Below are 24,016 nucleotides of genomic sequence, written 5' to 3'. Positions count from 1 at the left end.
CCGGGCCTCAGCGGACGAGCAGCACGCCGCCGAGGGCGATGAGCGCGACGCACAGGGTCGAGGCGGCGGCGAGGTAGAAGGGCGCCGCACCCACCGTGGCGATCGTCCGCAGCCGCACCCCGCATCCGAGCGCGAACATCGCGGCCGTCAGCAGGATCGTCTGCAGCAGCTTGGCCCAGCCCAGCACGTCGGCCGGGACCGGCAGGAAGGACCGCACCAGCACCATCGCGAGGAAGCCGAGCACGAAGACCGGCACCAGCGGCGGGAGCGACCCGGTGACCTCCTGGCCGGCGAGCGCCCGGCGGCGCTGCCAGGAGATGGTGGCCATGACGGGGGCGAGCATCAGGACACGGGCCAGCTTGACGATCACGGCGACGGTGAGGGCACCGCCGCCGATGGCGCCGCCCGCGGCGACGACCTGGGCGACCTCGTGGATCGACGCCCCCGCGAACAGCCCCGCCGTGTGGTGGTCGAGGCCCATCACGGTGACCAGCAGCGGCACCAGCGGGATCATCAGGGTGCCGCACAGCACGACGAGCGCGATCGCGGTGGCGACGTCCTCCTCCTCGGCGTCGATCACCCCGTCGACCGCGGCGACCGCGGCGGCCCCGCAGATCGAGAAGCCGCACGCGACGAGCAGCCGCAGCCCGGGCCCGATGCCCAGCGCCCGCCCGATCGCGAGCGTGGCGAGGATGCCGCCGACGACCACGGCGACCACCACCGCGATCATCCCGATCCCCAGGCCGGCGATGTCATGCAGCATCACCTGCAGCCCGAGCAGCACGATGCCCAGGCGCAGCAGCTTCTTGGAGGCGACCTGCAGCCCGGGTGCGGTCGAGGTGGGCAGCGTGACGGTGTTGGCCAGCACCGCGCCGAGGAGTATGGCGATCAGCAGCGGCGAGGCCGTCGCCACCCAGTGGTTGACCGCCATGGCCACCGCGACCGCGCAGGCGGCGAGCAGGAGGCCGGGCGCCATACGGCTGAGCAGGCCGGACCGGGGCTGAGCAGGTGCGTCGGCGTTCACCCCTCCAGGGTCCCACGCCACCGCCCTCGTCCCGCCGCGTCCCCGGCACACCCCTCCTGCTGACCTGCGCTCGGAGCTCAGCTCACACGCCTTCCGGGCCCCCTTCCGTGTCCTTCCCGACCTCGCAGCTCAGGACGTGCCCGGTGCGAGCGCGACCCGATGCGCTGGCGGCGTCGCCACCACCCTTGGGACAGTAGGGTCATGCACCCCCACGTGTCCGTGACCGAGACCGCCGACGCCGCAGCCTTCCTGCGCGCGGCCGCCACCGTGATCGAGACGCAGCCGGTGATCCACTCGGTGATCGCCACCAACGCGCTGCGGCTCGCGTCGGCCCCCGCCGCGGGTGACGCGCGGTTCTACCTCCTGCACCGGCACGACCGTCTCGTGGCCGCGGCGATGCACACCCCGCCCCACCCACCGCACCTGGCCTTCACGGACCCCGAGTGCGCCGTCGCGCTCGCCGACCACCTGGACGTGCACGGCCGCGTCGTCACCGGGGTCGGCGGGCTGCGTGACGGGGCCCTGGCCTTCGCCGAGCACTGGTGCGCCGAGCGGGATCTCGAGCCGCAGGTGCACGTCGACCTGGGGATCTACGACCTGCCCGTCGAGCCCGCGCTCCCCTGGCCGGTCGACGGGTCGATGCGGGTCGCCGAACCGCAGGACCGCGAGCTCGTCGAGGGGTGGATGCGGGACTTCCGGGACGAGGTGTCGGTCGACGACGCCCGCCCCGAGATCGACGCGCGACAGCCCCTCGAGGACGGCCGGATCGGGCTGTGGCTGGCGGGCGACGTGCCCGTGGCGATGTGCGCGTCCTCGGTGCCCGCGGGCGGGGTGACGCGCCTCTCCTGGGTGTGGACTCCGCCGGAGCACCGCGGCCACGGCTACGCGAGCGCGGTGGTCGCCCGCTGGTCGCGCCGGGAGCAGGAGCGCGGCCACCGGTGCCTGCTCTACACCGACCTCGCCAACCCGACGAGCAACGCGATCTACCAAGCGCTCGGCTACCGCCGGATCGGGGACAGCGTCACGCTGCGCTTCGAGGGGCCGCCGTCCTGCTGAGCGGTTGCACAGGCGGGCTGTGGCACAGTGGGCCGCATGCGCAGCGCCGCCAAGGGAATCACCGTCTCCCGCACCGCTGTCGCCGACGACTTCCGGCAGCTGTCCGCGACGCGGATCTCCGCCGCCCCCGTCATCCACTCGGTCATCGCCACGACCCTCGCGCACGCCCTGGAGGCTCCGCACGACTACCCCCGGGCGTCGTGGTACTGGGCCAGGCGCGACGGGCGGGTCACGGCGCTGGCCATGCACACCCCGCCACGTCCCTTCCACGTCGCCACCGTCGACCCCCATGTCTCCCGAGCCCTGGCCCGGCGCGCGATGATCGACCAGCTGGAGATTCCCCTGGTGGGCGGGCTGATCCCGGGGGCGTTGGCCTTCGCCGAGACGCTGGCCTTCGAGCGCGGCAGTCACATCCGGGTGGTGCGGCGCGAGGGCATGCACGACCTGCCCGGCCTTCCCCGTATGCCGAGCGGCGTGCCCGGCGCCCTGCGTCCCGCCGCCGGCACGGACCTGCCGATGCTGCAGACCTGGGCGGCGGCATACCTCGACGACACCCGCACGCCGGCCCCCGCCCGCTTCCCGCTGGAGAAGTGGGTGGAGCGCGGGGGCATGCAGCTGTGGGAGGTCGACGGCGAGCCGGTCTCGATGGCCCACGCGTCCCGCCCGCACGGCGGGGTGTCGCGGGTGTCCTGGGTGTACACGCCGCCGGAGCACCGCGGCCACGGGTATGCCGCGGCGACCGCCGCGCAGGTGAGCCTGCGGCAGCGCCGCGCCGGCCACCGGTGCCTGCTCTACACCGACCTGGACCACCCGGAGTCCTCACGGCTCTACCACCGCATCGGCTTCCGCAAGGTCGGCGACTCCTGCGTGCTGCGGCTGGAGGCCGTGCGCGCGACCGAGCCGACGCCCCCGCCCGAGCCGCCCCGGACCGGCGCGCCCCGCCGTGGTGGGACGCTCGGCGGCACCCTGGGCTCGCTCGGCGGCGCGCTGCGGTCCACGACCCAGCGCCGCCGCCAGGTGGACTGACTGCGCTTTGCCCGCCCGCGAACGAGGGCGCCGGTCAGGGCAGGGGCGTGCCCTGGTGATAGACCTGCCGCCACCCGTCGCAGGTGTGCCGCCACAGGGAGGTGCGTCGTGCCCGGCGTCCGTCCCGGTCGGACTCCCAGAACACCTGGATGACGTCGTCGGACAGGGCGCGTGCGTGCAGGTCCTGGATGGCGATGGGTGCGGCGTCCTGCTTGCTCGTCTCCTGGGCCAGCAGGTCGAGGATCGTCCTGAGATCCCATCGGCGACCTGAGGCCCCGATCTCCAGGAAGTCGGGGGCCAGCAGCTCGACCAGCCGTTCCGGATTTCCCCGCGTGGCGGGTGACTGGAGCTCACGCTCGAGCCGGAGGACGTGGTCGAGGTCCGATCGATGGGCTGCCATGGCGCCCGAGTCTGCCGAGGAGGAAGGACCCAGTCCAGCGGTTTCGACCGGCGGGCCGCTTCTCTCCTGCGCGCTCCTGGAGACCCTCGACGGGCCCGGCGTGCCGCGCGGACGCCGACGTGGCCTGTCGATCTCTCGCGGTGCCCCCTGCACCGCGGGCGGGCCGTGCTTGACTCCCAACTAGATACGTGGCGTACTTAGATACGTGAAGGACGTGGACGCGAGGTGGCCCCAGGCCTGGGTGCGGGCGGTGCTCGAGCCGGCCCTCCTGACGGTCCTGGCCACGGGACCGGCGCACGGCTACGCCCTGGCCGAGGCGCTGGCCGATGCCGGCTTCGGGCGGCTGCGGGGAGGGTCGCTCTATCCGGTCCTGGCGCGGCTCGAGGAGGCCGGCCACGTGACGACGACCTGGCAGGAGGGTGCGGGGGGTCCGGGACGACGGACCTACGCCATCACGGCCAAGGGGCACGCCCGGCGAGCCCAGGAGCTGGCCGAGATCACCGCCCTGGTCCACGTCCTGCACGACTGGGAGTCCGCGACGGGGGATCCGGACCCAGACGCGAAGGAGGAGCCATGAGGGGCGACCAGGAGGAGCAGGGCGTGCAGCACCGGTCCGGGGCGAGCGCCCAGCCGGCCAGGTTCCGCGCGGTGCGGGGCCGTGCCGCGGACGAGGACTGGGCCGGCGAGGCGTGGTTGGCGCTGGTCCTGCGCGGCCACGTGGGGGTGGAGGCCGCCGACCACGCCCTCGGCGAGGTGCTCGAGCTCGTCCGCAGCAGCGGGGAGGGCCCGGAGGAGCTCTACGGGCCACCCGACCGGTGGGCCGAGGACACGCTGCGGCAGTGGGCGGCCGAGGGGTCCGACGCGATCCAGGACCCGCCCACCCGCTGGCGTGACCTGCCGCAGGTGGCCGCGGTCACGGCAGTCGGTGTGACCCTGGTCTGCGCCCTCGTGTGCGTGCTCCGGACCGAGTGGACGATCGACTGGACCCTGGCCTGGGTACTGCTCCCCTTCCTGGGGTCGCTGGTCAGCCTCGGCGCCATCACGACGTGGGAGAGCGCCGTGGCGCGGTGGTCCACCACCTGGGGCGCCGCGGCTGTCCTGGGGGTCATCGCGGCCGGGTCGCTGGGCATCGCCGCGCTCTTCGCAGTCACCGATGCGCACCCGCTCGCCCACGCCTCGATCGGCTGGCACCTCCCCCTGGCCGCCGCCTACGCCGCCCTGGCGTGGGTCCTGGGGCGCGTCATACCTGATCCCGGTCCCGAGCAGACCCGCCCGCTCACGGACGAGGCGTGGGCCCACGACCTCGCCCGGATCCTGCGCACCCGCGGCGACCTCCCCGAGCCCCAGGTCGGCCGCGTCCTCGAGGACGCCCGCGCCCACGCCCAGCAGACCGGCGCCCCGCTCGTGGAGGAGTTCGGGAGCCCGGCGGCGTATGCCGCGCAGGTCTCCCCGCGCCCGATCGTGCGGGCCCGGCGGTCGGCGATCTTTCAGACCGGGGTGCTGGCCCTGTGCGCCTGGCTGGCGAGCGAGCAGCTCGTGGACGCGTCGCACCCGTGGCCGGCCCGCGTCTGCTTCTGGCTCGCCCTGGCCTGCCTGGCGTTCCTCGCGATCCGGACGTGGTGGCAGGTGCTCCCCCGGGGCCGGACCCACCGCTGACACGTCACTCGGCCAGGCCGCGTCGTCGCGCCCGGGATCAGCCCGCGAGCGCGGCCAGCGAGTCGGCGAGGGGTAGGTGGATCCAGCCCTCGACCTGGGCGGGGACCTCGGACGGGGCGGGGTGGGTCAGCCCGAGCGCGGCGGCCCGCGCGACCAGCGCACACACCACGGCGTCCATCGCGTCATCACTCGCCGCCATCAGCGCCCGGTGCTCCCCCAGCTCGACAACCGGGCAGGCAGCCGCCAGGTCCGCCACGAGGGCCGCTCGCACGGCCGCGTCGTCCTTGTAGCCCCGCGACACCAGGCCCCAGGTCGACAGCGCGGCCGCGGGATAGACCTCGGCGACCGGCCCGCTCCCGTCCCGCGGGCAGCGGACTCCGGCGGCGACGAGTCGCGCCTCGAGCCCGGTCCAGCGCAGCGCCGGGAGCGCGATCTTGTCGGTCGAGACGCTGAGCGGCAGCCGCCCCGTCCGCTCACGCACCCACAGGTCCGTATGCCGGAACTGCACCGCGCGCCGCTCGGCCGGCCACGGCTCGGGCGAGGCGACGAGCGCCCCCGCCGCGTGGGCCACCACGAGCTCGACGAAGGCCGCCGGCCACCCGAAGGGCACGTCCACGCCCGCCTTGTCGGCGCTCGCCAGGGCGGTCACGGCGGTGTCGTCGTCGACGCCCAGCTGCAGCCGCTCCAGACGCGCCCCGCCCGCCTCCCACCGGATCGCGGCGACGGCGGTCTTGGGCGGGGCGGAGGCCAGGTCCAGGCCGACGGTGAGCATGCCCCGACCCTACGGCGGCACGGACCTTCGCCGATCGGGCGCCGCCCCGCACCGCGGCGACGAGGCCCGCCGACGGCGAGGTCAGCGGCGGTCAGGTCAGCAGCGACGATAGGTGAGGTCGGTGATCGGCCGCCCGGCCGCGACCCCGCGCCGCTCGAAGCGGGTCATCGGCCGCACCGCGAAGCGCTCGTCCGGCCCGCCCTCGAAGTCCGGGTGCTCGTCGAGCACCTGCTGCATCCATGCCGCGTAGTCGGGCCAGTCGGTGGCCAGGCGCCATACGCCGCCCGGCTCGAGGACGCGGGCGACGAGCGTCGCGAAGGCCGGCTGCACGATGCGGCGCTTGTGGTGCCGCGTCTTGGGCCAGGGGTCGGGGAAGAAGGTCCACACCTCACGCACCGACCCGGCCGGCAGGAGGGTCTCGAACACCGGCACCGCGTCGGCCTCCAGCAGCCGCACGTTGCGCAGGTCGCGGGAGCCGACCTTGCGGAGCATGTCGTACAACCCCGGCCGGTAGACCTCCAGCGACAGCAGGTCGTGGTCGGGCAGCTGCTCGCCGCCCGCCGTCGTGGCGTCGCCGGACCCGGCGCCCACCTCGACGACCAGCGGGGCCCGCCGCCCGAAGACCGCCACCGGGTCCAGCCGCGCGTCCGGGTGCACGTCCGAGCGGTTCGTCGACCGGGGGAGGTCGAGCAGCCAGCGGTCGCCATACCGCTCGATCGCCCGCGCGTCCTTGTCCTGGAGCCGCTGGTCGACCCGCGCGAAGCTCACCATCCGGCGCACCCCCTCGCCGGTGACGGGCTCGGCGATGCCGACGGTGTATGTCGTCCGTCGCGCGGGCTGGTCGGGCGCCGTCCCGTCCGGGGAAGGCTGCTCGGTCACTTCTTGCCCTTGCCCTTGGTCTCGCCGTCGTTGGACAGCGCCGCGATGAAGGCCTCCTGGGGCACCTCGACGCGACCGACCATCTTCATCCGCTTCTTGCCCTCCTTCTGCTTCTCGAGCAGCTTGCGCTTGCGGCTGATGTCGCCGCCGTAGCACTTGGCGAGCACGTCCTTGCGGATCGCGCGGATGGTCTCGCGGGCGATGACGCGCGAGCCGATGGCGGCCTGGATCGGCACCTCGAACTGCTGCCGCGGGATGAGCTCGCGCAGCTTGGTCGCCATCATCACGCCGTAGGAGTAGGCCGCGTCCTTGTGGACGATCGAGCTGAACGCGTCGACCTGCTCGCCCTGCAGCAGGATGTCGACCTTGACCAGGTCGGCCACCTGGTCGCCGTCGGGCTCGTAGTCCAGGGAGGCGTAGCCGCGGGTCTTGGACTTCAGCTGGTCGAAGAAGTCGAACACGATCTCGGCGAGCGGGAGGGTGTAGCGCATCTCGACGCGCTCCTCGGACAGGTAGTCCATCCCGCGCAGGGTGCCGCGCTTGGCCTGGCACAGCTCCATGATCGAGCCGATGAACTCGCTCGGCGCCAGGATGGTCGCCCGCACCACGGGCTCGCGGACCTCCGCGATCTTGCCGTCGGGGAACTCGCTGGGGTTGGTGACCTCCACGACCCGCTTGTCGTCGAGGGTCACCTCGTACTCCACGTTGGGCAGCGTCGAGATCAGGTCCAGCCCGAACTCGCGCTCCAGGCGCTCGCGCACGATCTCCAGGTGCAGCATGCCGAGGAAGCCGACCCGGAAGCCGAAGCCCAGCGCCGCCGAGGTCTCCGGCTCGTAGACCAGCGCCGCGTCGTTGAGCTTGAGCTTGTCGAGCGCGTCGCGCAGCAGCGGGTAGTCCGTGCCGTCGATCGGGTAGAGCCCGGAGAAGACCATCGGCCGCGGGTCGCGGTAGCCGCCGAGCGCCTCCTCGGCGGGCTTGGCCATGTTGGTGATCGTGTCGCCGACGCGGGACTGGCGCACGTCCTTCACGCCGGTGATGAGATAGCCCACCTCGCCGACGCCCAGGCCCTTGGACGGCATCGGCTCCGGGGAGATCACGCCGATCTCCAGCAGCTCGTGGGTCGCCCGCGTGGACATCATCTGGATCCGCTCGCGGGGGTTGAGGTTGCCGTCGACGACCCGGACATAGGTCACGACGCCGCGGTAGGTGTCGTAGACCGAGTCGAAGATCATGGCGCGGGCGGGCTTGTCGGCGTCGCCCACGGGAGCGGGCAGCAGCCGGACGATCTGGTCCAGGAGCTCCTCGACGCCGACCCCGGTCTTGCCGGACACCTTGAGCACGTCGGACTCGTCGCAGCCGATCAGGCCGGCGAGCTCGGCGGCATACTTCTCCGGCTGCGCGGCCGGCAGGTCGATCTTGTTGAGCACCGGGATGATCGTCAGGTCGTTCTCCATCGCGAGATAGAGATTGGCGAGGGTCTGCGCCTCGATGCCCTGGGCCGCGTCGACCAGCAGGACCGCGCCCTCGCAGGCCGCGAGCGAGCGGGACACCTCGTAGGTGAAGTCCACGTGCCCGGGGGTGTCGATCATGTTGAGGCAGTAGGTCGCCCCGTCCAGCTCCCAGGGCATGCGCACGGCCTGCGACTTGATGGTGATGCCGCGCTCGCGCTCGATGTCCATCCGGTCGAGGTACTGCGCGCGCATCAGGCGCTCCTCGACGACGCCGGTCTTCTGCAGCATCCGGTCGGCCAGCGTCGACTTGCCGTGGTCGATGTGCGCGATGATGCAGAAGTTGCGGATCAGCTCCGGTGGCGTCGCGTGGGGCGTGAGCGCGGTGCGGGCCATGGGAGACACGATGCGGTTACCTCGTCTGGGGTGGCGGACTCGTCAGCGGCCCAGTCTCCCACACGAGCACGAGCCGGTATGACGACCCGCACGCCCCTCACCCCGCGCCCGACCGGCGGTCGAGGTGGGCGCCGGCGGGTGCGGTCGCCGGGCGACGTCGGCAGGCGTTAGCGTCCCATCATGGCACCACTCCCCCAGCGCCTCGTCCGGGCGCTCCGACGGCTCGTGCTCACCCCTGCGCTGGACCGGCTCCGCGCCGGACGCCGACGCGACCCTGGCGGGCCCCGACACGACGCAGATCGGCACGGCCCTCGGCCCCGGCCCGCGGCCGAGACATTCCCCGTGGCCGAGACACCCCCCGCGGCTGCGGTCGCCGACCAGGGCCGGGCCCGGCTGCCCCGGTCCCGCCAGGCCTGGGAGCCCGGCGGCGCGACCCGGCACGCCACGAGCCGCGGCAGCTACGCCGGGGACTTCCGGGGCGTGCCGAGCCTGAGCTATGCCCCCATCCCCGACGACCGAGCCGACCCCGGCGAGGTCGTCTGGGCGTGGGTCCCCTTCGAGGAGGACCACTCCCGCGGCAAGGACCGACCCGCCCTGGTGATCGGCCGGCACGAGGGCCTGCTCCTGGCGCTGCCGATGACGAGCAAGGACCACGACCGGGACCTGGCCCAGGAGGCCTCCGTCGGGCGGCACTGGTGCGACGTGGGCAGCGGGGCCTGGGACGGGCGCGGGCGCCCCAGCGAGGTCCGCGTCGACCGGATCCTGCAGCTCGACCCGGGCACCGTGCGACGGATCGGCGCGGTCCTGCCGCAGGAACGCTTCGAGCGGGTCGCCGACCAGGTGCGCACGCACGCGCGCTGACCGCGCCGCCCGGTCGGCACACCGCCACCGGACGCGCGAAGGGCCGCCACCCCAGGGGGTGGCGGCCCTTCGCCGTGGTGCCGGTCGCTCAGCCGAGCTTGGCGGCGGCCTTGGCCATCGCCGACTTCTTGTTGGCGGCCTGGTTCTTGTGGATCACGCCCTTGCTGACGGCCTTGTCCAGCTTGCGGGAGGCCTCCTGCAGCGCAGTGGTGCTCTCCTCGACATCGCCGGCCTCGACCGCGGCACGGAACTTGCGGATGTAGGTACGCAGCTCGCTCTTGTACGCCTTGTTGCGCTCGGTGCGGGCGTTGTTGGTCTTGATCCGCTTGATCTGGGACTTGATGTTTGCCACGAGAATCCTTCTGGAAGGTCGACTATCTGCCGTTGAGGGCGGCAGCCGTCCTCGGGACCGGGCGTGGGGCACCCGTGGGATGAGGAGCGGCTGGGTGGTGCTGCATGCGCGCACGACCTGAGCGCGCACGCAAGGATCAACGTTACCAGAGCCAGAGACGCCTCTGGTCGGGCCCGGCGGCATCTACGACTTCGCCGACCGCCTGCGCGCGGCCGGCCACGACGTCCGCATCGTCGACCACACCGACGGCCGCACCTTCGACGACTACGCGTCCGCGCTGGCCGAGGCCGACAGGCACGACCGGCAGACCATGATCGGGCACGCCCTCGAGCTCGCCCAGGAGGACCTGCCCGCCGGCCTGGTGGTGGCGGGCTTCTCCGTGGGGACGGCGACGGCCGAGCACGGGGCGCTGCACATGCAGGCACGGGCCGCGATCCTGGTCGCCGGCGCCTCGCCCACGAGCGCGTGGGGCGAGGGCACGACCTGGCCCGGCGACTGCCCGGTCCAGATCCACGCCAAGGAGCAGGACGAGTTCCTGACCGACGACGAGCGCGAGGAGGCGGCGGGCTCGCTGCGGGCGGGCGGCGCCGAGGTCGCGGTCTTCACGTATGCCGGGAGGGGTCACCTGTTCAACGACAAGGACCTCGCCGACGAGTACGACGCCGAGGCGACCGACCTGATGATGCGGCGGGTCGTGGAGCTGCTCGAGCAGGTCGACTGACGGCGTCCGTCGCCCGGCCGGGTGACCGCTCGCCCGCCCTCGCGGCCGGGCGACGCCTCAGCCGTGCTCGCGCGCGATGGTGAGGATCGCCCGCTCCACGGCATATACCGGGTCGCGACCACCGCCCTTGACGTCGTGGTCCGCCTGCGCGACCGCCTGGATGCACCGCCCCAGCGCCTCCGCGTCCCAGCCGGCCAGGTCCCGGCGCGCGCGGTCGATCTGCCAGGGCGCCATCCCGAGCGAGGACGCGAGCTGCCCGGACGGCCCCCGCCCGGCGGACCCGACCTTGACGAGCTGGCGCAGCTTGAGCGCCAGGACGGCGACGATCGGGACCGGGTTGTCCCCGCTCGCGATGGCGTGCCGCAGCAGCCGCAGCGCCTCCGGGGCGTTGCCCGCCACCGCGGCGTCGGCCACCTTGAATCCCGTCGCCTCCACCCGACCCGCGTAGTAGGTCCCGACCACGTCCTCGTCGATCGTGCCGGTGGTGTCCTGCACCAGCTGGGCGCACGCGGACGCGAGCTCGCCGGTGTCCTTGCCGACGGCCTCCACCAGGGCCCGCACCGCGTCGGGGGTGGCCTTGCGCCGGGCCGCGCGGAACTCGTTGGTGACGAAGGCCGCCTTGTCCGCGTCGGTCTTGATGGCCGGGCAGTCGACGACCCGCGCCCCGGCCTTCCTGAGGCAGTCCAGCACCTTCTTGCCGCGGTTGCCGCCGCGGTGGGTGACCACGAGCCACACGTCGTCCACGGGCGGGGCGCCGAGGTGGGCGAGCAGGTCGGTCTGCAGCGCGTCGGTGGCCTCCTCCAGGTCGCGGACGACGATGGCCTTGGCGTTGCCGAACAGGCTGGGGCTCGCGTGCATCGCGATCTCGCCACCCTCGTAGGACCCGCCCCGCACGGTGATCGTCTCCAGGTCCGGGTGCAGCCCGGCGAGCTCGCCGAGCGTGGCCCGCAGCGCCCGGTCCGCGAGCACGGTCTCCGGGCCGGCGATCAGCACGTACGGCGGGATGCGCGAGGCGGGGGTGGCGGTCACGGCATACACCTTGCCACGAGCCACCGACCGACCCCCGGGACGTCGGCGCCCTCGGCAGCCGACCGGCGCGTCACCCCAGGTCGAAGCCGGCCTGCGGCTGCAGCGACAGGCGCAGCGCGGCCAGCCGGGCCTCGACGACCTCGGGCGCCAGCTCGAAGTGGTCGGCGAGCTCGTCCAGGCCCAGGCCGGCGTCGACGCCCTCGCGCAGCTCGGCGTCCTCGTCGTCGGTCCACGGGTGGCCGGAGGTCACGGCCGACCGGGTCGACGGCGGGGCCGGGTGCGGGTCGGCCGACGGGCGCGGGGTGGCGGCCACGGCGTCGGTCGTCACCTCTCCCGTCAGCGAGCGCAGGCCGGGCTCCAGGACCGGTGTCACGGGCGGTGCGGTCTCGTCGAGGCGGCGCAGCGCCTGGAGCACCAGCTCGCGGTCGGTGGTGGGCCAGAAGGGCGGGAGGGACTTCTGCAGGAAGCCGGCATACCGCGCCGTCATCATCCGGGGGTCGAGGAAGGCCACCACCCCACGGTCGTCGGCCCGCCGGATCAGCCGCCCGGCGCCCTGCGCGAGCCGCAGCGCGGCGTGGGTCGCCGAGACGGCCATGAAGCCGTTGCCGCCCATCCGCCCGATCGCCTGGGTGCGCGCGGAGGCGAGCGGGTCGTCGGGCCGTGGGAAGGGGATCCGGTCGATGACGACCAGCTGGCAGGAGGACCCGGGGACGTCGACGCCCTGCCACAGGGTGAGCGTGCCGAGCAGCGCGGTGTGCGGCTCGCGTGCGAACTGCCGCACCAGCGTGGTGATCTGGTCCTCCCCCTGGCACAGGACCTGGATCGGTGTCCCGTCCGCCGCGAACCGCTCGCGCAGCGCCTCCGTGGCCGCCTGCGCCGCCCGCATCGAGGAGAAGAGCCCCAGCGCCCGCCCGCCGGAGGCCCGCACGAGCGCCTCGATCTCGTCCAGCGTCTCCGGGGCGGCCCCGTCGCGGCCGGGCGGCGGCAGGTGGCGGGCGACGTAGGCGATGGCCTGCCGGGGGTAGTCGAACGGCGAGCCCACGTCGAGCCCGGTGTAGGCCGGTGCACCGCTGCCGCGCAGCCCGAGCGTCCCGGCGACGGCGTCGAAGCTGCCGCCCAGCTCCAGGGTCGCCGAGGTCATCACCACGGTCCGCTCGCCGAAGACGTGCTCACGCAGGTCCATCGCGACGCTCATCGGCGCCACCCGCAGCACGCCCCCGCGGCGCGGGTCCTTGCCCAGCCACACCACGTCGAGCTCGCGCCCCTCCAGGATCCGCTCGGCGGTGTCGAAGACCTCGCCGACGGCGGCCTGGGCGACCTTGCGGGCGCCGGCGTCGGCGTCCTCCTCGCCCTTGTCGGGCTTGAGGTCGGACTGCACCGCGCGGGCCACGTCGCGCACCCGCATCAGGGCCTGGACGAGCGACTGCGGCGGGTCGTCGATCTTCCCCTCCTCCAGGGCGTCGAGGACCTCGCCGAGGATGTCTCCCGCCTCGGCGAGCACGGGGGCGTCGTCGGACAGCCGGTTGGCGCGCCGCGAGGCGGTCGCCACGATGCCGGCGGACAGCTCGTCGGTGACCGTCGCGGTCACCCGGTCGACCAGCTCGTGCGCCTCGTCGACGACCAGGACGTCGTGCTCGGGCAGCATCACCCGACCCTCGAAGGCGTCGATCGCCATGAACGAGTGGTTGGTGACGACGACGTCGACCTCCTTGGCCGCCTCGCGCGCCTGCTCCACGAAGCACTCCGCCCGTTGCGGGCAGCGCGTCCCCAGGCACTCGCGGGCGCTCACGCTCACCTGCCGCCAGGCCCGCTCGGAGACCCCCGGCACCAGCTCGTCCCGGTCGCCGGAGGCGGTCTGCTCGGCCCAGCTGCGCAGCCGCAGCACCTCCTGCCCGAGACGTCCGGCCTGCGCGTCGACGGCTCCCACGCCGAGCAGCGTGCTCTCGTCGTCGTCGGGCATCCCGCCGTCGAGCTTGTGCCGGCAGACATAGTTGCGACGACCCTTGACCAGCGCGTATGTCGGGCGCCGCCCCGCCAGCGGGGTGACCGCCTCGGCGAGCCGGGGCAGGTCGCGGTCCACGATCTGGGCCTGCAGCGCCAGGGTCGCCGTCGCCACGACCACCGGATGATCGCTGTCCAGGGCGTGCAGCAGGCTGGGCACGAGGTAGGCGAGCGACTTGCCGGTGCCCGTGCCGGCCTGGACGAGCAGGTGCTCGTCGCGCTCGATGGCGTCCGAGACCGCCCGGGCCATGGCCACCTGCCCGGGCCGGGTGCTGCCACCCACTCCCCCGACGGCGGCGGTGAGATAGCGGTCCAGGTCTGGGTGCGGCACGCGCTCACCCTAGGACACGCCTGCGACATACCCCCGGATCACCGCGGGCGCCTCCGTGCGCAGCCCCGGTGACGGCGGGGACCCGGGCGGCGCTCCTTCGCTGGGGCGGACGGACGCGGACGGCTGAGCACGTCTCACCCCGAGTGAGGATCGGTGACGGTCCGAGCGTGCCCCCGGGCTCGGCTACTCCGATCGGAGCGCGCATCCGGCAAGCCCCCTGACGAGACCGTCGCACGCCCGTAGCGTGACCATCGAGGTGCGCCGACGGCCGGCGCCCTGAGGCCTGGGGGGATCTCGCTGATGACGCAGGAGCAGGACGACTCGCCCGCCACCGAGGGTGGCGGGTGGACGGAGCTGGCCGAGGTCGACATCGCCGAGGGGGTGATCCCTCGGCTGCGCCAGGTGGTGCTCGCCCGACCGGACGCGCCGGCCGTGTCCGACGAGCAGGAGCAGCTCAGCAACGCCGAGCTCGCCCGCCGGGCCGCGGGGACGCTGCTCCTGCTGCGCCGCCGGCTCGCCGACCTGGACCCCGCGCCGACCGCGCGTGGTCCCGAGTCCTTCGGCGGGCACGAGCCCGTGGCCATGTGCTGCGGCCACACCGTGGACGCCGTCGCCACCCTGGTCGCGGTGATCGCCTCCGGGCACCCGGTGCTGGTCCTCGACCCGCGGACCCCCGGGCCCCGGCTGGCCCAGCTCGTGGAGCAGGCGGGCGCCCGCCTGGTCCTGGTCGACGCCGACAACGAGCCCCTGGTGTCCGAGGTCGGCGGGGTGGCGGTGCCATTGGGCGAGGGCGAGCCCACCGACCCCGCCGTCCTGTGGGACAACCCGCCTGCCGCCTCGGCCGTGGCCTGCCTGGCCTTCACGTCGGGGTCGACCGGCGCGCCCAAGCCGGTCGCCAACGACCACCGCCTGCTCGTCCGCGACGCCTGGAACTCCTCGATCGCCACCCACTGCTACTCCTCGGAGGACACGATCGCGCACACCCTGCCGATCGCCTTCCACGCGGGCCTGACCACCACCGTGCACGGACTGCTCGTGGGTGCCCCGATGCGGCTCTACGACACCCGCAGCCGCGGGATCGCCGCGCTGCCCGCCTTCGTCGCCGAGCACGGCTGCACGCTGATGATCACCAGCCCGGCGATCCTGCGGGCCCTCGTGGCCGCCGCGCCGGACCCGGCCCACCTGCGGACCCTGCGCAACCTGACGGTCGCCGGGGAGCCGTCGTACGGCCGGGACGTCGAGGCGGTCCGCGCCCTGCTGCCTGCCGAGTGCTTCGTCCGCAACCGCTACGGCTCCTCCGAGACCGGTCTGATCGCGGAGTACGTCGTCACCCCCGGCCACCCGCCGCTGGACGGGCCGCTGCCCATCGGTCGCGGGGTCGGCTGGACCGTCCTGTCCGTCGTCCCGGACCCCGAGGGGGACCCGGCAATCGGTCGGCTGAGCGTCACCGCGCCGGACGTCGCGCTCGGCTACTGGGGCCTGCCCGAGGCCACCGGGTCGGCCTTCACCAGCAACCCCGACGGCACCCGGACCTACCTCACCAGCGACCTCGGACGGCGTCGCGCCGACGGGGTCCTGGAGATCGTCGGCCGTTGCGACCACAGCGTCAAGATCCGCGGTTACCTCGTCGACCCCGGGGAGGTGGACGCCGCCCTGTCCACCATCGACTCGATCCGCGAGTCCGTGGTCGTCAGCGGGCCCCGCCCGACCGACGGTCGGCCCCGGCTCGTCGCCTACGTCGTCCCCCAGGACACCTCCTTGGCGCAGGACGAGCCGATCGTGCCCGACCCGCACCTCGCCTCGACCTGGCGACAGGCGCTGCGCGCCCACCTGCCCGCCCACATGGTCCCGGAGGCCTTCGTGCTCGTGGCCGCGCTGCCCCGCAACGACCGCGGCAAGCTCGACCGGTCCGCGCTGCCCGCCGTGCCCGCCGTCGACCCCGGACCACAGCGGACCTCCCGATGGGAGCAGCTGGTCGCCGAGCAGTGGGCGGCGGCCCTGGAGCAGGAGGTGGTCATCGAGCCGGAGTCCGACTTCTTCGGCCTGGGCGGCGACTCGCTCGCGGCGGAGGCGCTCATGGCTCGGCTGGTGTCCGAGCTCGGTATCGCCCCGGACCGCGCCAAGACCTCGGTGCTCGCGCAGGCCCCGACGCTGTCGGAGTTCGCCGCCGCCATCCGCGAGGAGCGGAGCGAGCCGGACCCCTGCGTGATCACCCTCGTGCGGGACGACGGGGCCGGCAGACGGCCGATCTTCTTCGTCGCCGGGGCGGGCGGCATCGGGATCGCCTTGCGGCCAATCGCCCTTCGTCTGGACGGCCGCCCGGCCTACGCCCTGCAGAACCCCGTCCTCGAGGGTCGCGGGCTGCCCTCGATGACCGTCCGAGGTCTGGCGCGGCGCTACCTCAAGGCCGTGCGGGCGATCCAGCCCGAGGGGCCCTACCACCTGGCCGGCCACTCCTTCGGCGGGATCGTCGGCTACGAGATGTGCCGGCAGCTGCACGCCGCCGGGCAGCAGTCCCGGCTGGTGATCCTGGACTCCTTCCCCCCGGACCCGGCGCTCCAGCCCGCTCCCGTCGAGGGCACCTCCCCCGTCGATCGGGTCAAGTCCGTCGTGCGGGTCCTGCGGGCCTCGCTCAAGGCCAGCGCCGGCGCGACCGACGCCTGGCGCTTCGCGGTGCACGCGGACAGCATGGCCCGGGCCTACGCCCCTCCGCCCTGGCACGGCCCCACCCTCGTCGTCCTCGCCCAGAGCCCGGAGAAGGACCAGCGCAGCCGGTGGGCACCTCACCTGACGGGGGCCTGGGAGCAGGTCGAGATCGCGGGCGACCACTTCACGTTGCTGCGCGAGCCCTGGGCCGCGGAGGTGGCCGAGCACCTCCGGCGCCATCTGGGGTGAGCTCCGCGGGACCGGTCCCGGGCGCGACGGCGAAGCCCTGGTGAACGATTCGGCGCCGACAGGTCGTTCCGGACCGGACCAGCTCCCCAGGCCGGCTCCCTGATCAGCCGATTGGCACGACCACACGACCGAACCGGCATGGCCGAGCACCCTCTCGACGGACAGGGCATGACCGCATGACGAGACGAGTGATCGACAGCGCGTTAGGTTGACGCCATGACACCGCGTCCGCGCCTGTGCCAGACCGCCTTGGACACCACCGACGTCCGAGGCCTTGCAGAGTTCTACCGCGAGCTCCTGGGGCTCGTCTACCGTCCTGGTGACGAACCACCGATGAACGGCGGCCCCGACGACGCCGACTGGCTCGTCCTGCGGACCCCGGAGGGGGCACCGGCCCTCGCCTTCCAGAGGGTCTGCGAGCTGACGCCCACGACCTGGCCGTCCGCGCAGGTCCCGATGCAGCTGCACATCGACATGACCGTCCCCTGCCTGGACGCCCTCGCCGAGACGCGCCGCCGGGCCGAGTCCCTCGGCGCGCGCCTGATCGTGGACCGCGCCGACGACGAGGACGAGCCGCTCCACGTCTTCGCCGACCCGGCGGGACATCCCTTCTGCGTCTTCGTGACCCCCGTGGAGCGTCGCCAGCTGGCGACCCTCGCGGTGGACGACCAGCTGTACGTCGTCGCCCGCGCCCAGCGGCGCGACGTGCCCACCATCGTCGAGCTGCTGCGCGACGACGTCATCGGCTCCTCCCACGAGGGCGAGGACCTGACGCCCTGCTACGAGGCCTTCGAGCGGATCGACGCGGACCCGGCCCACGAGCTGGCGGTGCTGCTGGACGACCGGGAGCGCATCGTCGCCACCCTGCAGCTCACCCTGCTGCCGGGCCTGGCGCGCCAGGGGGCGACCCGGCTGCAGATCGAGGCGGTGCGGGTGGCACCCCACCTGCGCTCCACCGGGGTGGGGACGGCGTTGTTCGACTGGGCGCACCGCTGGGGGCGTCACCACGGCGCGAGCGTGGCCCAGCTCACCAATGACGTCCGGCGCGAGGACGCCCGCCGCTTCTACGACCGGCTCGGCTACGAGACCAGCCACCACGGGCTCGAGCTGGGCCAGGTCAGCGCCCCTGACCCGCGCTGAAGGCATGCCGGGGGGCACCGCGCCCAGCCCGGGAGCGCCCCGGCGTCGGACCGCGGGCGGCCGGTCACAGCCGCCAGTAGTCGTAGGCCCCGGACGCACCCAGGCTCGCGAGGTAGCCCTCCGGCGAGCTCGGGTCGAGCCAGACGGTCCGGCCGCCGATCGGCGGGTGCTCCCCCACCGGGCGGTAGCTCGTGGTCAGGAGCACCAGCTCGACCGGACCGTGCCAGTCGGCCTGCTCCCCCGGGCGGTCAGGGGTCTGCAGCAGCAGGGACAGTCGCTTGTCGGCCTCCAGCAGCGGCAGGAGCGCCCGGTCACCGGGGTCGGTCAGGTCGAGGGCACCGCGCTCGACCGCGAGGGCGGTGCGGCGCTGCTGCTCGGCGGCCGCGGTCTCGGCGGCGTGCCGCACCAGGGCGTCGGCCCGCTCCTGCTCGCCCAGGGCCTCCCACCCGTCGACGAGCTCGGCGAGCACCTCGTCGGCCGTGTCGGCATACACCGTGCTGCCGTCCCGCAGCGTCAGCACGTGCGACCACTCGGACCCGTCCGACCGGGTGGGGACGTAGCCGCAGCAGCCGGCATGGTGGTTGCGGAACCTCATGCGCCGGCCTCGGTCCCGTGCGTTCGCCGCCACTGCTCGGCGGTGATCTCGTAGACCACCTCGCCCTGGTCGGCGCCCGGCAGCGGGTCGTCGAAGGCCCGGACGTCGGTGCGGACGTGGCTCATGCCGAGCTTGCGCATCACCCCGCGGGAGGCGACGTTGACGGCCATCGTCTCGGCATACACCCGCTGCAGGCCGACGGTCTCGAAGCCGTGCCGGAGCAGGGCCTGCGCCCCCTCCGTCGCGAGTCCCTGGCGCCAGTGGCGCCGCTCGAGCCGCCACCCGATCTCGGCGGAGTCGGGGTCGACGGTCACCCAGGGGTCGTGGTCGCTGCGGCCGAGGTCCCACCAGCCGAGGAAGTCGTCCCCGGCGAAGCCCACCCACCAGCCGAGCCCCACCGCGTCGGCGACGGTCTCGGTGCACCGCGGCGTCCAGTAGGCGTCGATCTCCTGCGGGGTGCGGGCCCGGCCGAGCAGGTGGCGCATCACCTCGGGATCGGAGTCCAGCCGGTGCAGCAACGGCAGGTGCTCGATCGTCATGGGGCGCAGCTCGATCCGCTCGGTCCGCAGCACCGGGCGGCCGCGGCCGGGGGTCACCTCGCGGACCATGGCCACGCGCGGCCAGGCGTCCAGCCCGAGCTCGCGCTCGTGGTCGCGCACGGCCCGCAGCTCGCTGCCCCACTCGGCCTCGGGCAGCGTCCGCCAGCCGAGACGGGCGTAGTAGGGGGCATTCCACGGGACGCCGCTGTAGGTCGTCAGGCTCAGCCGGTGCAGGCCCTGGCGGCGGGCCCACTGCTCGGCCGCCTCCAGGAGGCGGGCGCCGATGCGCTGGCCCGAGTGACGGGGGTGGACGCTCAGCTGGGCGACGTGCGCGTCCCCGTCGACGACGGCGAGCTGGACGAATCCCAGCGGCTCGTCATGCTCGTCGCAGGCCACGAGCAGGCGGCCGGCCGCCTGGTCCTCGGCGTAGGCCTCCGGCGGCGGGGCGGGCATGTCGGCGACCAGGTGCATCCCGGCGCGGCGGAAGTGGGCCGACCCGGACTGGTCCAGGGCAGGCAGCAGAGCGAGCTCGTCGGCGCGGGCCTCGCGGATGTCGGTGATGCTCACAGGGATCCTTCGGGTATGACGGCGCGGGCGTCGTTGCCACGCACCATCCAGACACTGTCACGGTAGTCCTGCTCCCCGACCCGGATCGCACGGGGGACCCGCCCCACCTCGACCCACCCCATCGAGGCGTAGAAGCGCCCCAGGCCCGAGCCGCTGCGGTAGGTCAGGTCGAGGGTCTCCAGCCCAGGCAGGTCCCGGGCCACCGCGTGCAGCCCCGCGAGCGCCACCCGGCCCAGGTTGCGACCCTGCCAGGCGGGGTCGACCATGAACCTCTTGAGCGTGGCCGTGTGCCGGAAGAGCCTGCCCTCGCGGCGGATCCACCAGCCGAAGCCGAGCAGCCGCTCCTCGTGGTCGCGCAGCACCGCCAGGGTGCGGACCTCGTCGTCGGTGCTCGCGAGGGTGTCGTCGAGCAGCGCCGCGACCTGCTCGCGGGGCGAGTCCCGGGTGAAGCCGACCGAGCCGCCCGCGGCGTTGACGGCGCACCACAGGTCGAGCATCTGGTCCCGCAGCGCAGAGGTGGGTGCGTGGTCCGCGCCGCGGACCACGGTGGTCCGGGGCAGCCAGAAGGCCCGCGACGGCCCGACCTGCGGCGGGTCGGAGGGGATCTCGTGGGGCTCGCCACGCACCAGCCCGGCCGCCTCCGCGGTCCGCTGGGAGGCGGCGTTGGTGTCGCGGGCGACGGCACGCACCTGGTGGGTCGGCAGCCACTCGGCGGCCCAGGCGACCGCGGCCCGGACGGCCTCGCGGCCCAGCCCGGCGCCGTGCGCCTGCGGCGTGAGGCGGTAGTAGAGGTTCGCCATACCGCCGTCCGCGACCCGCACCCCGGCGAAGCCGAGCGGGCGCCCGGACTCCCGGTCCTCGACCAGCCAGTAGTGCACGCCGAGGTCCTGCCAGCCCTCGACCCAGGTCTGCAGGGCCACCAGGTGGGCCGTCGGATCGGTCGAGATCGCCCACGGCGCGTGGGCGTACGTCGCCGGGTCGGAGTGCAGCGCGCGGTGGAAGTCCCGGTCCTGCAGGGTGGGCGGTCGCAGCCGCAGCCGCCGGGTCTGCACGGTGGTGGGGGCGGCGGCAGGCACGAGGCGCGAGGTCATGGCACTAGCATGCCGACCCATGACCCGACCGGCCCGCGTCCCCCTCCCCGCCGGTGAGGTGGCCTTCGAGATCACCGACGCGGCCTGGGAGATGATCGCCGTCCTCGGCGGGCACCTGCATGCGTATGTCGGTGGCGAGGGCTGCCGGGCGCGGTCCTTGGCGTTCACCACCGACGAGCCGCGTGGCGCGGTCGAGTGCGAGCTGCCGCAGGAGTCGGTGTGGGACACCGTCGACTGGGAGGATCGCGAGTGGACCGAGGAGGCGCTCGCGGCGCTGGCCGCACGCCCCGAGAGCACCCGGGTGACCGTGAGCGCCGAGCTGGCGCCGCTGCTGGCGGGCGCGGTGCTGGACTTCGGGGACTACCTCGCGATGGAGCGGTTCGTGTGGTCCCGGCTGCCGAGCGCGGTCAAGGACGACCGGCGGTGCACCTGCCTGCGGTCCTTCGGGGCGCCGCGGGGCAGGCGGGCCACCTGCCTGGACGACGCCCGGCAGGGGCTCACGCGGCCGGGCTGAGCGGCCAGCCGGCAGCGCCGAGGGTGACCCCGACCGGGAGCCCCGGGGATCGACCCCGGGGCCGCCGCTGACCGCGGCGAGGCGCCACCGTGGTGCCGGGCGGCGCGCCGTCCGCAGCCGGGTCGGGTCAGGAGGAGGCGCGGCTCACGGCATACGCCTGGAGCTCGCCCGCCAGCTTGGGGTGGACGAGGGCGTGGACGAGGGTGCCGTCGCCGGTGTGCTCCTCGGCCTCGATCTCACCCTCCGCGTGGAGGCGGCTGACCAGGTCACCCCGGTCGTAGGGCAGCAGCACCGCGACCGGGATCTCGGGCTGCGGGAGCTCGTCGGCGATCAGCTGCCGCAGCTCCTCGATGCCCGCCCCCGTGCGCGCGGACACCACGATCGAGTGCTTCTCGTTGGTGCGCAGCCGCATCAGGGTCTCGGGGTCGGCCGCGTCGGCCTTGTTGACCACCACGATCTCCTTGAGCCGGTCGCCCCCGACCTCGGCGAGCACCTGACGGACCGCGGAGATCTGGCCCTCGGGGTCGGGGTGGGAGCCGTCCACGACGTGGAGCAGCAGGTCGGAGTCACCGACCTCCTCCAGCGTGGAGCGGAAGGCCTCGACCAGCTGGTGCGGCAGCGCCCGCACGAAGCCGACGGTGTCGGCCAGCGTGTAGGGGTGCCCGTCCGGCGTCTGCGCGCGACGGACCGTCGGGTCCAGGGTGGCGAAGAGCTGGTTCTCGACGAGGACGCCCGCGCCGGTCAGGCGGTTGAGCAGGGAGGACTTGCCGGCGTTGGTGTAGCCGGCGATCGCGACGCTGGGCACCTCGTTGGCCCGACGGCTCGACCGCTTGGCGTCGCGGCCGGTCTTCATCTTGACGATGTCCCGCTTGAGCTGGCTGATCTTGGTGTTGATCCGGCGCCGGTCCAGCTCGATCTTGGTCTCGCCGGGGCCGCGGGAGCCGATGCCGACACCACCGGCGGCCTGGCCACCGGCCTGCCGGGACATCGACTCGCCCCAGCCGCGCAGGCGCGGCAGGAGGTACTGCAACTGGGCCAGCTCGACCTGCGCCTTGCCCTCCCGGGACTTGGCGTGCTGGGCGAAGATGTCCAGGATCAGCGCGGTCCGGTCGATGACCTTGACCTTGACCACGTCCTCCAGCGCGCGGCGCTGGCTCGGAGTCAGCTCGCCGTCGCAGATCACGGTGTCCGCACCCTCGGCGCGGACGATCTCGGCGAGCTCCTGGGCCTTGCCGGATCCGAGGAAGGTGCCCGGGTCGGGGCGCATCCGACGCTGGATGACGCCGTCGAGCACCGTCGAGCCGGCGGTCTCGGCCAGGGCGGCGAGCTCGCGGATGGAGTTCTCCGCGTCCTCGGCCGAGCCCTCGGTCCACACCCCGGCGAGCACCACGCGCTCCAGGCGGAGCTGGCGGTACTCGACCTCGGTGACGTCCTCGAGCTCGGTGGACAGCCCACCGACGCGGCGCAGCGCTGCGCGCTCCTCGCGGTCGAGCTGCTCACCGTCATACGTCTGCTCGTCGTCGAGCCATGGAGAGTCGACCTGGTCGTCCGCGAGCGCCTCGGCGCGGGTCCGGAAGAGGTCGAAGCGTGAAGTAGAAGTCATATCCCCTCAAGGGTCGCACGCGCCCGCCCGGGCGGGCGAACCATTTGCGTCAACGCCGGCGGCGCCCGTCGTATGCCGGAGCGACGTCTCGTCGGCATCGGACGCGGGCGCCGCCGGCCGCACGGCCGCCGCACGGCCCCGACGGTCACCCCTCCAGGTCGGCGACGAGCGCGGCGATCGCCCGGTCGTGCTCGGCCCGGTCGAACCGGAAGGCGATCTCGGGGACCGGGTCGTCGAGGCAGCCCTCGGTCAGGTCGTCCCACACGACCTCGTCGGTGCCGGCCCGGATCCGCACCCGCACGGGGTCGCAGCCCTCGCAGGTGCAGGTGCACTCCCTGATCGCCACCCGGCCGTCGTCCTCCGCGCGCTCACCACGGAGGGCGGCGAGCAGACCCTGCGGGCTGACGCCGATCCGCTCGTCGCGCGGGTTCTCCGTCAGCAGGCGGGCCAGCAGCTCGTCCGGCGTGCGACCGTCGAGCAGGACGTCCACGACCTCGATCGTCGGGCCTCCGTCCGGCACGACCGCCTCCCCCAGCCGCAGGTCGAGCCGGCGGATCCGGACAGTTCTCATCGATGTGCCTCCTCGCGCTCGTCCTCACCCGAGGACATGACCGACGTGGTAGCTGCCCCGGGCAGCGGCTTCGTAGAACGCCACCAGCACGGGCAGGGAGGTCTCGATCTGCGCCCTGGCGCTGCGCACGTCCCAGCAGTCGGGATAGAGCACCGAGTCCTTCAGCGGCTCCGGGTCCAGCCTTCCCGGCAGGGGCTCGGCCAGCGCGGACCGCAACGCTGCTGCGGTCTCGCGGACCCGAGACGGGGGCAGCAGCACCACAAGGTTGTCGCCTCCCTCGTCGGCGGCGAGGACGTCGTCGCTCATCAGCGCCTCCGACAGAGGGGACCCGGTGGGTACATCCGAGGCGGTCAGCGCCCAGTGCAGCAGGTGCCAGGCCTTGTCGACGGACTCGGTGCGTCCTGGCGCGGCATACAGTTCGTCGAGGAGCTCCCACAGCACCTCAGGCCGGCGTCGCACCGCCTGCGCCTGGGCGTCGTCGAGCTGGACGGCATTCCAGTAGATCCCCACGACGACGAGCCTAGGGCCACCGCGCACGCCGGCGGCGCT

The 24,016-nt window shown here is 73.9% G+C and carries 23 protein-coding genes; 9 read left to right on the top strand and 14 right to left on the bottom strand.

The window, feature by feature from the left end; all coding sequences use genetic code 11:
- Positions 1–7: 7 nt before the first annotated feature.
- The gene (locus ACK2IS_RS06930) at positions 8–1,024 is read right to left on the bottom strand and encodes a YeiH family protein (protein WP_409485408.1); all 1,017 of its coding nucleotides are present in this window, start codon (positions 1,022–1,024) and stop codon (positions 8–10) included.
- 201 nt (positions 1,025–1,225) lie between these two features.
- Between ACK2IS_RS06930 and ACK2IS_RS06925 the strand changes: the two genes are divergently transcribed.
- Positions 1,226–2,080, top strand: a complete 855-nt coding sequence (locus ACK2IS_RS06925) for a GNAT family N-acetyltransferase (protein ID WP_409485407.1) — start codon at positions 1,226–1,228, stop codon at positions 2,078–2,080.
- Between the two features lie 36 nt (positions 2,081–2,116).
- A complete protein-coding gene (locus tag ACK2IS_RS06920; RefSeq protein WP_409485406.1) occupies positions 2,117–3,106 on the top strand; it encodes a GNAT family N-acetyltransferase in 990 nt (329 codons plus the stop codon).
- A gap of 34 nt (positions 3,107–3,140) precedes the next feature.
- Here ACK2IS_RS06920 and ACK2IS_RS06915 read toward each other — a convergent pair whose 3' ends face one another.
- Entirely contained in the window at positions 3,141–3,506 is a 366-nt protein-coding gene (locus ACK2IS_RS06915) for a DUF4440 domain-containing protein (protein ID WP_409485405.1), read from the bottom strand.
- Positions 3,507–3,711: 205 nt separating this feature from the next.
- Here ACK2IS_RS06915 and ACK2IS_RS06910 point away from each other — a divergent pair, with 205 nt between their 5' ends.
- The gene (locus ACK2IS_RS06910; protein ID WP_409485404.1) at positions 3,712–4,083 is read left to right on the top strand and encodes a PadR family transcriptional regulator; all 372 of its coding nucleotides are present in this window, start codon (positions 3,712–3,714) and stop codon (positions 4,081–4,083) included.
- On the top strand, positions 4,080–5,162 hold the full coding sequence (locus ACK2IS_RS06905) for a hypothetical protein (protein ID WP_409485403.1): 1,083 nt from the start codon (positions 4,080–4,082) through the stop codon (positions 5,160–5,162). The genes ACK2IS_RS06910 and ACK2IS_RS06905 overlap by 4 nt, the downstream gene beginning before the upstream one ends.
- A 37-nt stretch (positions 5,163–5,199) precedes the next feature.
- Here ACK2IS_RS06905 and ACK2IS_RS06900 read toward each other — a convergent pair whose 3' ends face one another.
- The 3 genes from ACK2IS_RS06900 to lepA all read right to left on the bottom strand — a co-directional run bounded on the left by ACK2IS_RS06900 (position 5,200) and on the right by lepA (position 8,657).
- A complete protein-coding gene (locus ACK2IS_RS06900) occupies positions 5,200–5,934 on the bottom strand; it encodes a DUF429 domain-containing protein (protein ID WP_409485402.1) in 735 nt (244 codons plus the stop codon).
- Between the two features lie 96 nt (positions 5,935–6,030).
- Positions 6,031–6,813, bottom strand: coding sequence for a tRNA (guanosine(46)-N7)-methyltransferase TrmB (trmB, locus tag ACK2IS_RS06895; RefSeq protein ID WP_409485401.1), 783 nt, complete (start codon positions 6,811–6,813; stop codon positions 6,031–6,033).
- On the bottom strand, positions 6,810–8,657 hold the full coding sequence (lepA, locus tag ACK2IS_RS06890; RefSeq protein ID WP_409485400.1) for a translation elongation factor 4: 1,848 nt from the start codon (positions 8,655–8,657) through the stop codon (positions 6,810–6,812). Before lepA ends, trmB begins: the two co-directional genes overlap by 4 nt.
- A 342-nt stretch (positions 8,658–8,999) precedes the next feature.
- On the opposite strand from lepA, the gene ACK2IS_RS06885 reads away from it, so the two are divergent.
- Entirely contained in the window at positions 9,000–9,518 is a 519-nt protein-coding gene (locus ACK2IS_RS06885) for a type II toxin-antitoxin system PemK/MazF family toxin (protein ID WP_409485399.1), read from the top strand.
- A gap of 88 nt (positions 9,519–9,606) precedes the next feature.
- On the opposite strand, the gene rpsT is transcribed toward ACK2IS_RS06885, so the two are convergent.
- Positions 9,607–9,870, bottom strand: a complete 264-nt coding sequence (rpsT, locus tag ACK2IS_RS06880) for a 30S ribosomal protein S20 (protein ID WP_409485398.1) — start codon at positions 9,868–9,870, stop codon at positions 9,607–9,609.
- A gap of 310 nt (positions 9,871–10,180) precedes the next feature.
- Between rpsT and ACK2IS_RS06875 the strand changes: the two genes are divergently transcribed.
- Positions 10,181–10,591: a dienelactone hydrolase family protein gene (locus ACK2IS_RS06875; protein ID WP_409485397.1), complete on the top strand. Its 411-nt coding sequence runs from the start codon at positions 10,181–10,183 to the stop codon at positions 10,589–10,591.
- A 57-nt stretch (positions 10,592–10,648) separates the two neighbouring features.
- Here the strand turns inward: ACK2IS_RS06875 and holA are convergent, their stop codons facing one another.
- A complete protein-coding gene (gene holA / locus ACK2IS_RS06870) occupies positions 10,649–11,644 on the bottom strand; it encodes a DNA polymerase III subunit delta (RefSeq protein ID WP_409485396.1) in 996 nt (331 codons plus the stop codon).
- A 46-nt stretch (positions 11,645–11,690) separates the two neighbouring features.
- A complete protein-coding gene (locus tag ACK2IS_RS06865) occupies positions 11,691–13,952 on the bottom strand; it encodes an ATP-dependent DNA helicase (protein ID WP_409485395.1) in 2,262 nt (753 codons plus the stop codon).
- 300 nt (positions 13,953–14,252) lie between these two features.
- Between ACK2IS_RS06865 and ACK2IS_RS06860 the strand changes: the two genes are divergently transcribed.
- Both ACK2IS_RS06860 and ACK2IS_RS06855 read left to right on the top strand, forming a co-directional pair.
- Positions 14,253–16,847 (top strand): AMP-binding protein, encoded by a 2,595-nt coding sequence (locus ACK2IS_RS06860; protein ID WP_409485394.1) that lies wholly within the window; start codon positions 14,253–14,255, stop codon positions 16,845–16,847.
- Between the two features lie 216 nt (positions 16,848–17,063).
- Positions 17,064–17,987, top strand: coding sequence for a GNAT family N-acetyltransferase (locus ACK2IS_RS06855; RefSeq protein ID WP_409485393.1), 924 nt, complete (start codon positions 17,064–17,066; stop codon positions 17,985–17,987).
- Positions 17,988–18,051: 64 nt separating this feature from the next.
- Here ACK2IS_RS06855 and ACK2IS_RS06850 read toward each other — a convergent pair whose 3' ends face one another.
- From ACK2IS_RS06850 to ACK2IS_RS06840, 3 genes are read right to left on the bottom strand one after another with little or no spacing between them, the layout of a single operon-like run.
- Positions 18,052–18,582: a hypothetical protein gene (locus tag ACK2IS_RS06850; protein ID WP_409485392.1), complete on the bottom strand. Its 531-nt coding sequence runs from the start codon at positions 18,580–18,582 to the stop codon at positions 18,052–18,054.
- A complete protein-coding gene (locus ACK2IS_RS06845; RefSeq protein WP_409485391.1) occupies positions 18,579–19,688 on the bottom strand; it encodes a GNAT family N-acetyltransferase in 1,110 nt (369 codons plus the stop codon). The genes ACK2IS_RS06850 and ACK2IS_RS06845 overlap by 4 nt, the downstream gene beginning before the upstream one ends.
- A complete protein-coding gene (locus tag ACK2IS_RS06840) occupies positions 19,685–20,779 on the bottom strand; it encodes a GNAT family N-acetyltransferase (RefSeq protein WP_409485390.1) in 1,095 nt (364 codons plus the stop codon). Before ACK2IS_RS06840 ends, ACK2IS_RS06845 begins: the two co-directional genes overlap by 4 nt.
- Positions 20,780–20,798: 19 nt before the next feature.
- On the opposite strand from ACK2IS_RS06840, the gene ACK2IS_RS06835 reads away from it, so the two are divergent.
- Positions 20,799–21,293 carry a peptidase gene (locus tag ACK2IS_RS06835; RefSeq protein ID WP_409485389.1) on the top strand — a complete coding sequence of 165 codons (495 nt, stop codon included), beginning with the start codon at positions 20,799–20,801 and terminating at the stop codon, positions 21,291–21,293.
- 127 nt (positions 21,294–21,420) lie between these two features.
- On the opposite strand, the gene hflX is transcribed toward ACK2IS_RS06835, so the two are convergent.
- From hflX to ACK2IS_RS06820, 3 genes are all read right to left on the bottom strand, one after another.
- Positions 21,421–22,896, bottom strand: coding sequence for a GTPase HflX (gene hflX / locus ACK2IS_RS06830; RefSeq protein ID WP_409485388.1), 1,476 nt, complete (start codon positions 22,894–22,896; stop codon positions 21,421–21,423).
- Between the two features lie 145 nt (positions 22,897–23,041).
- On the bottom strand, positions 23,042–23,467 hold the full coding sequence (locus tag ACK2IS_RS06825) for a hypothetical protein (RefSeq protein ID WP_409485387.1): 426 nt from the start codon (positions 23,465–23,467) through the stop codon (positions 23,042–23,044).
- Positions 23,468–23,491: 24 nt separating this feature from the next.
- Positions 23,492–23,977, bottom strand: coding sequence for a DUF1877 family protein (locus ACK2IS_RS06820; protein ID WP_409485386.1), 486 nt, complete (start codon positions 23,975–23,977; stop codon positions 23,492–23,494).
- Positions 23,978–24,016: the final 39 nt, after the last annotated feature.

Origin of the sequence: Arsenicicoccus dermatophilus, assembly GCF_046267915.1 — a bacterium.
In the GTDB taxonomy this organism is placed as follows: domain Bacteria; phylum Actinomycetota; class Actinomycetes; order Actinomycetales; family Dermatophilaceae; genus Arsenicicoccus; species Arsenicicoccus dermatophilus_A.
Note: the sequence above shows the minus strand (reverse complement) of the source record. Positions and strands in the feature narration are given on the sequence as shown.

Bases quoted from the DNA above. Each gene is read 5' to 3' on its own strand.
- ACK2IS_RS06915 (WP_409485405.1), bottom strand. From the start codon at position 3,506: ATGGCAGCCCATCGATCGGACCTCGACCACGTCCTCCGGCTCGAGCGT.
- ACK2IS_RS06925 (WP_409485407.1), top strand. From the start codon at position 1,226: ATGCACCCCCACGTGTCCGTGACCGAGACCGCCGACGCCGCAGCCTTC.
- ACK2IS_RS06920 (WP_409485406.1), top strand. From the start codon at position 2,117: ATGCGCAGCGCCGCCAAGGGAATCACCGTCTCCCGCACCGCTGTCGCC.
- ACK2IS_RS06855 (WP_409485393.1), top strand. From the start codon at position 17,064: ATGACACCGCGTCCGCGCCTGTGCCAGACCGCCTTGGACACCACCGAC.
- ACK2IS_RS06860 (WP_409485394.1), top strand. From the start codon at position 14,253: ATGACGCAGGAGCAGGACGACTCGCCCGCCACCGAGGGTGGCGGGTGG.
- ACK2IS_RS06850 (WP_409485392.1), bottom strand. From the start codon at position 18,582: ATGAGGTTCCGCAACCACCATGCCGGCTGCTGCGGCTACGTCCCCACC.
- ACK2IS_RS06825 (WP_409485387.1), bottom strand. From the start codon at position 23,467: ATGAGAACTGTCCGGATCCGCCGGCTCGACCTGCGGCTGGGGGAGGCG.
- ACK2IS_RS06900 (WP_409485402.1), bottom strand. From the start codon at position 5,934: ATGCTCACCGTCGGCCTGGACCTGGCCTCCGCCCCGCCCAAGACCGCC.
- ACK2IS_RS06905 (WP_409485403.1), top strand. From the start codon at position 4,080: ATGAGGGGCGACCAGGAGGAGCAGGGCGTGCAGCACCGGTCCGGGGCG.
- ACK2IS_RS06840 (WP_409485390.1), bottom strand. From the start codon at position 20,779: ATGACCTCGCGCCTCGTGCCTGCCGCCGCCCCCACCACCGTGCAGACC.
- lepA (WP_409485400.1), bottom strand. From the start codon at position 8,657: ATGGCCCGCACCGCGCTCACGCCCCACGCGACGCCACCGGAGCTGATC.
- hflX (WP_409485388.1), bottom strand. From the start codon at position 22,896: ATGACTTCTACTTCACGCTTCGACCTCTTCCGGACCCGCGCCGAGGCG.
- ACK2IS_RS06835 (WP_409485389.1), top strand. From the start codon at position 20,799: ATGACCCGACCGGCCCGCGTCCCCCTCCCCGCCGGTGAGGTGGCCTTC.
- ACK2IS_RS06875 (WP_409485397.1), top strand. From the start codon at position 10,181: ATGATCGGGCACGCCCTCGAGCTCGCCCAGGAGGACCTGCCCGCCGGC.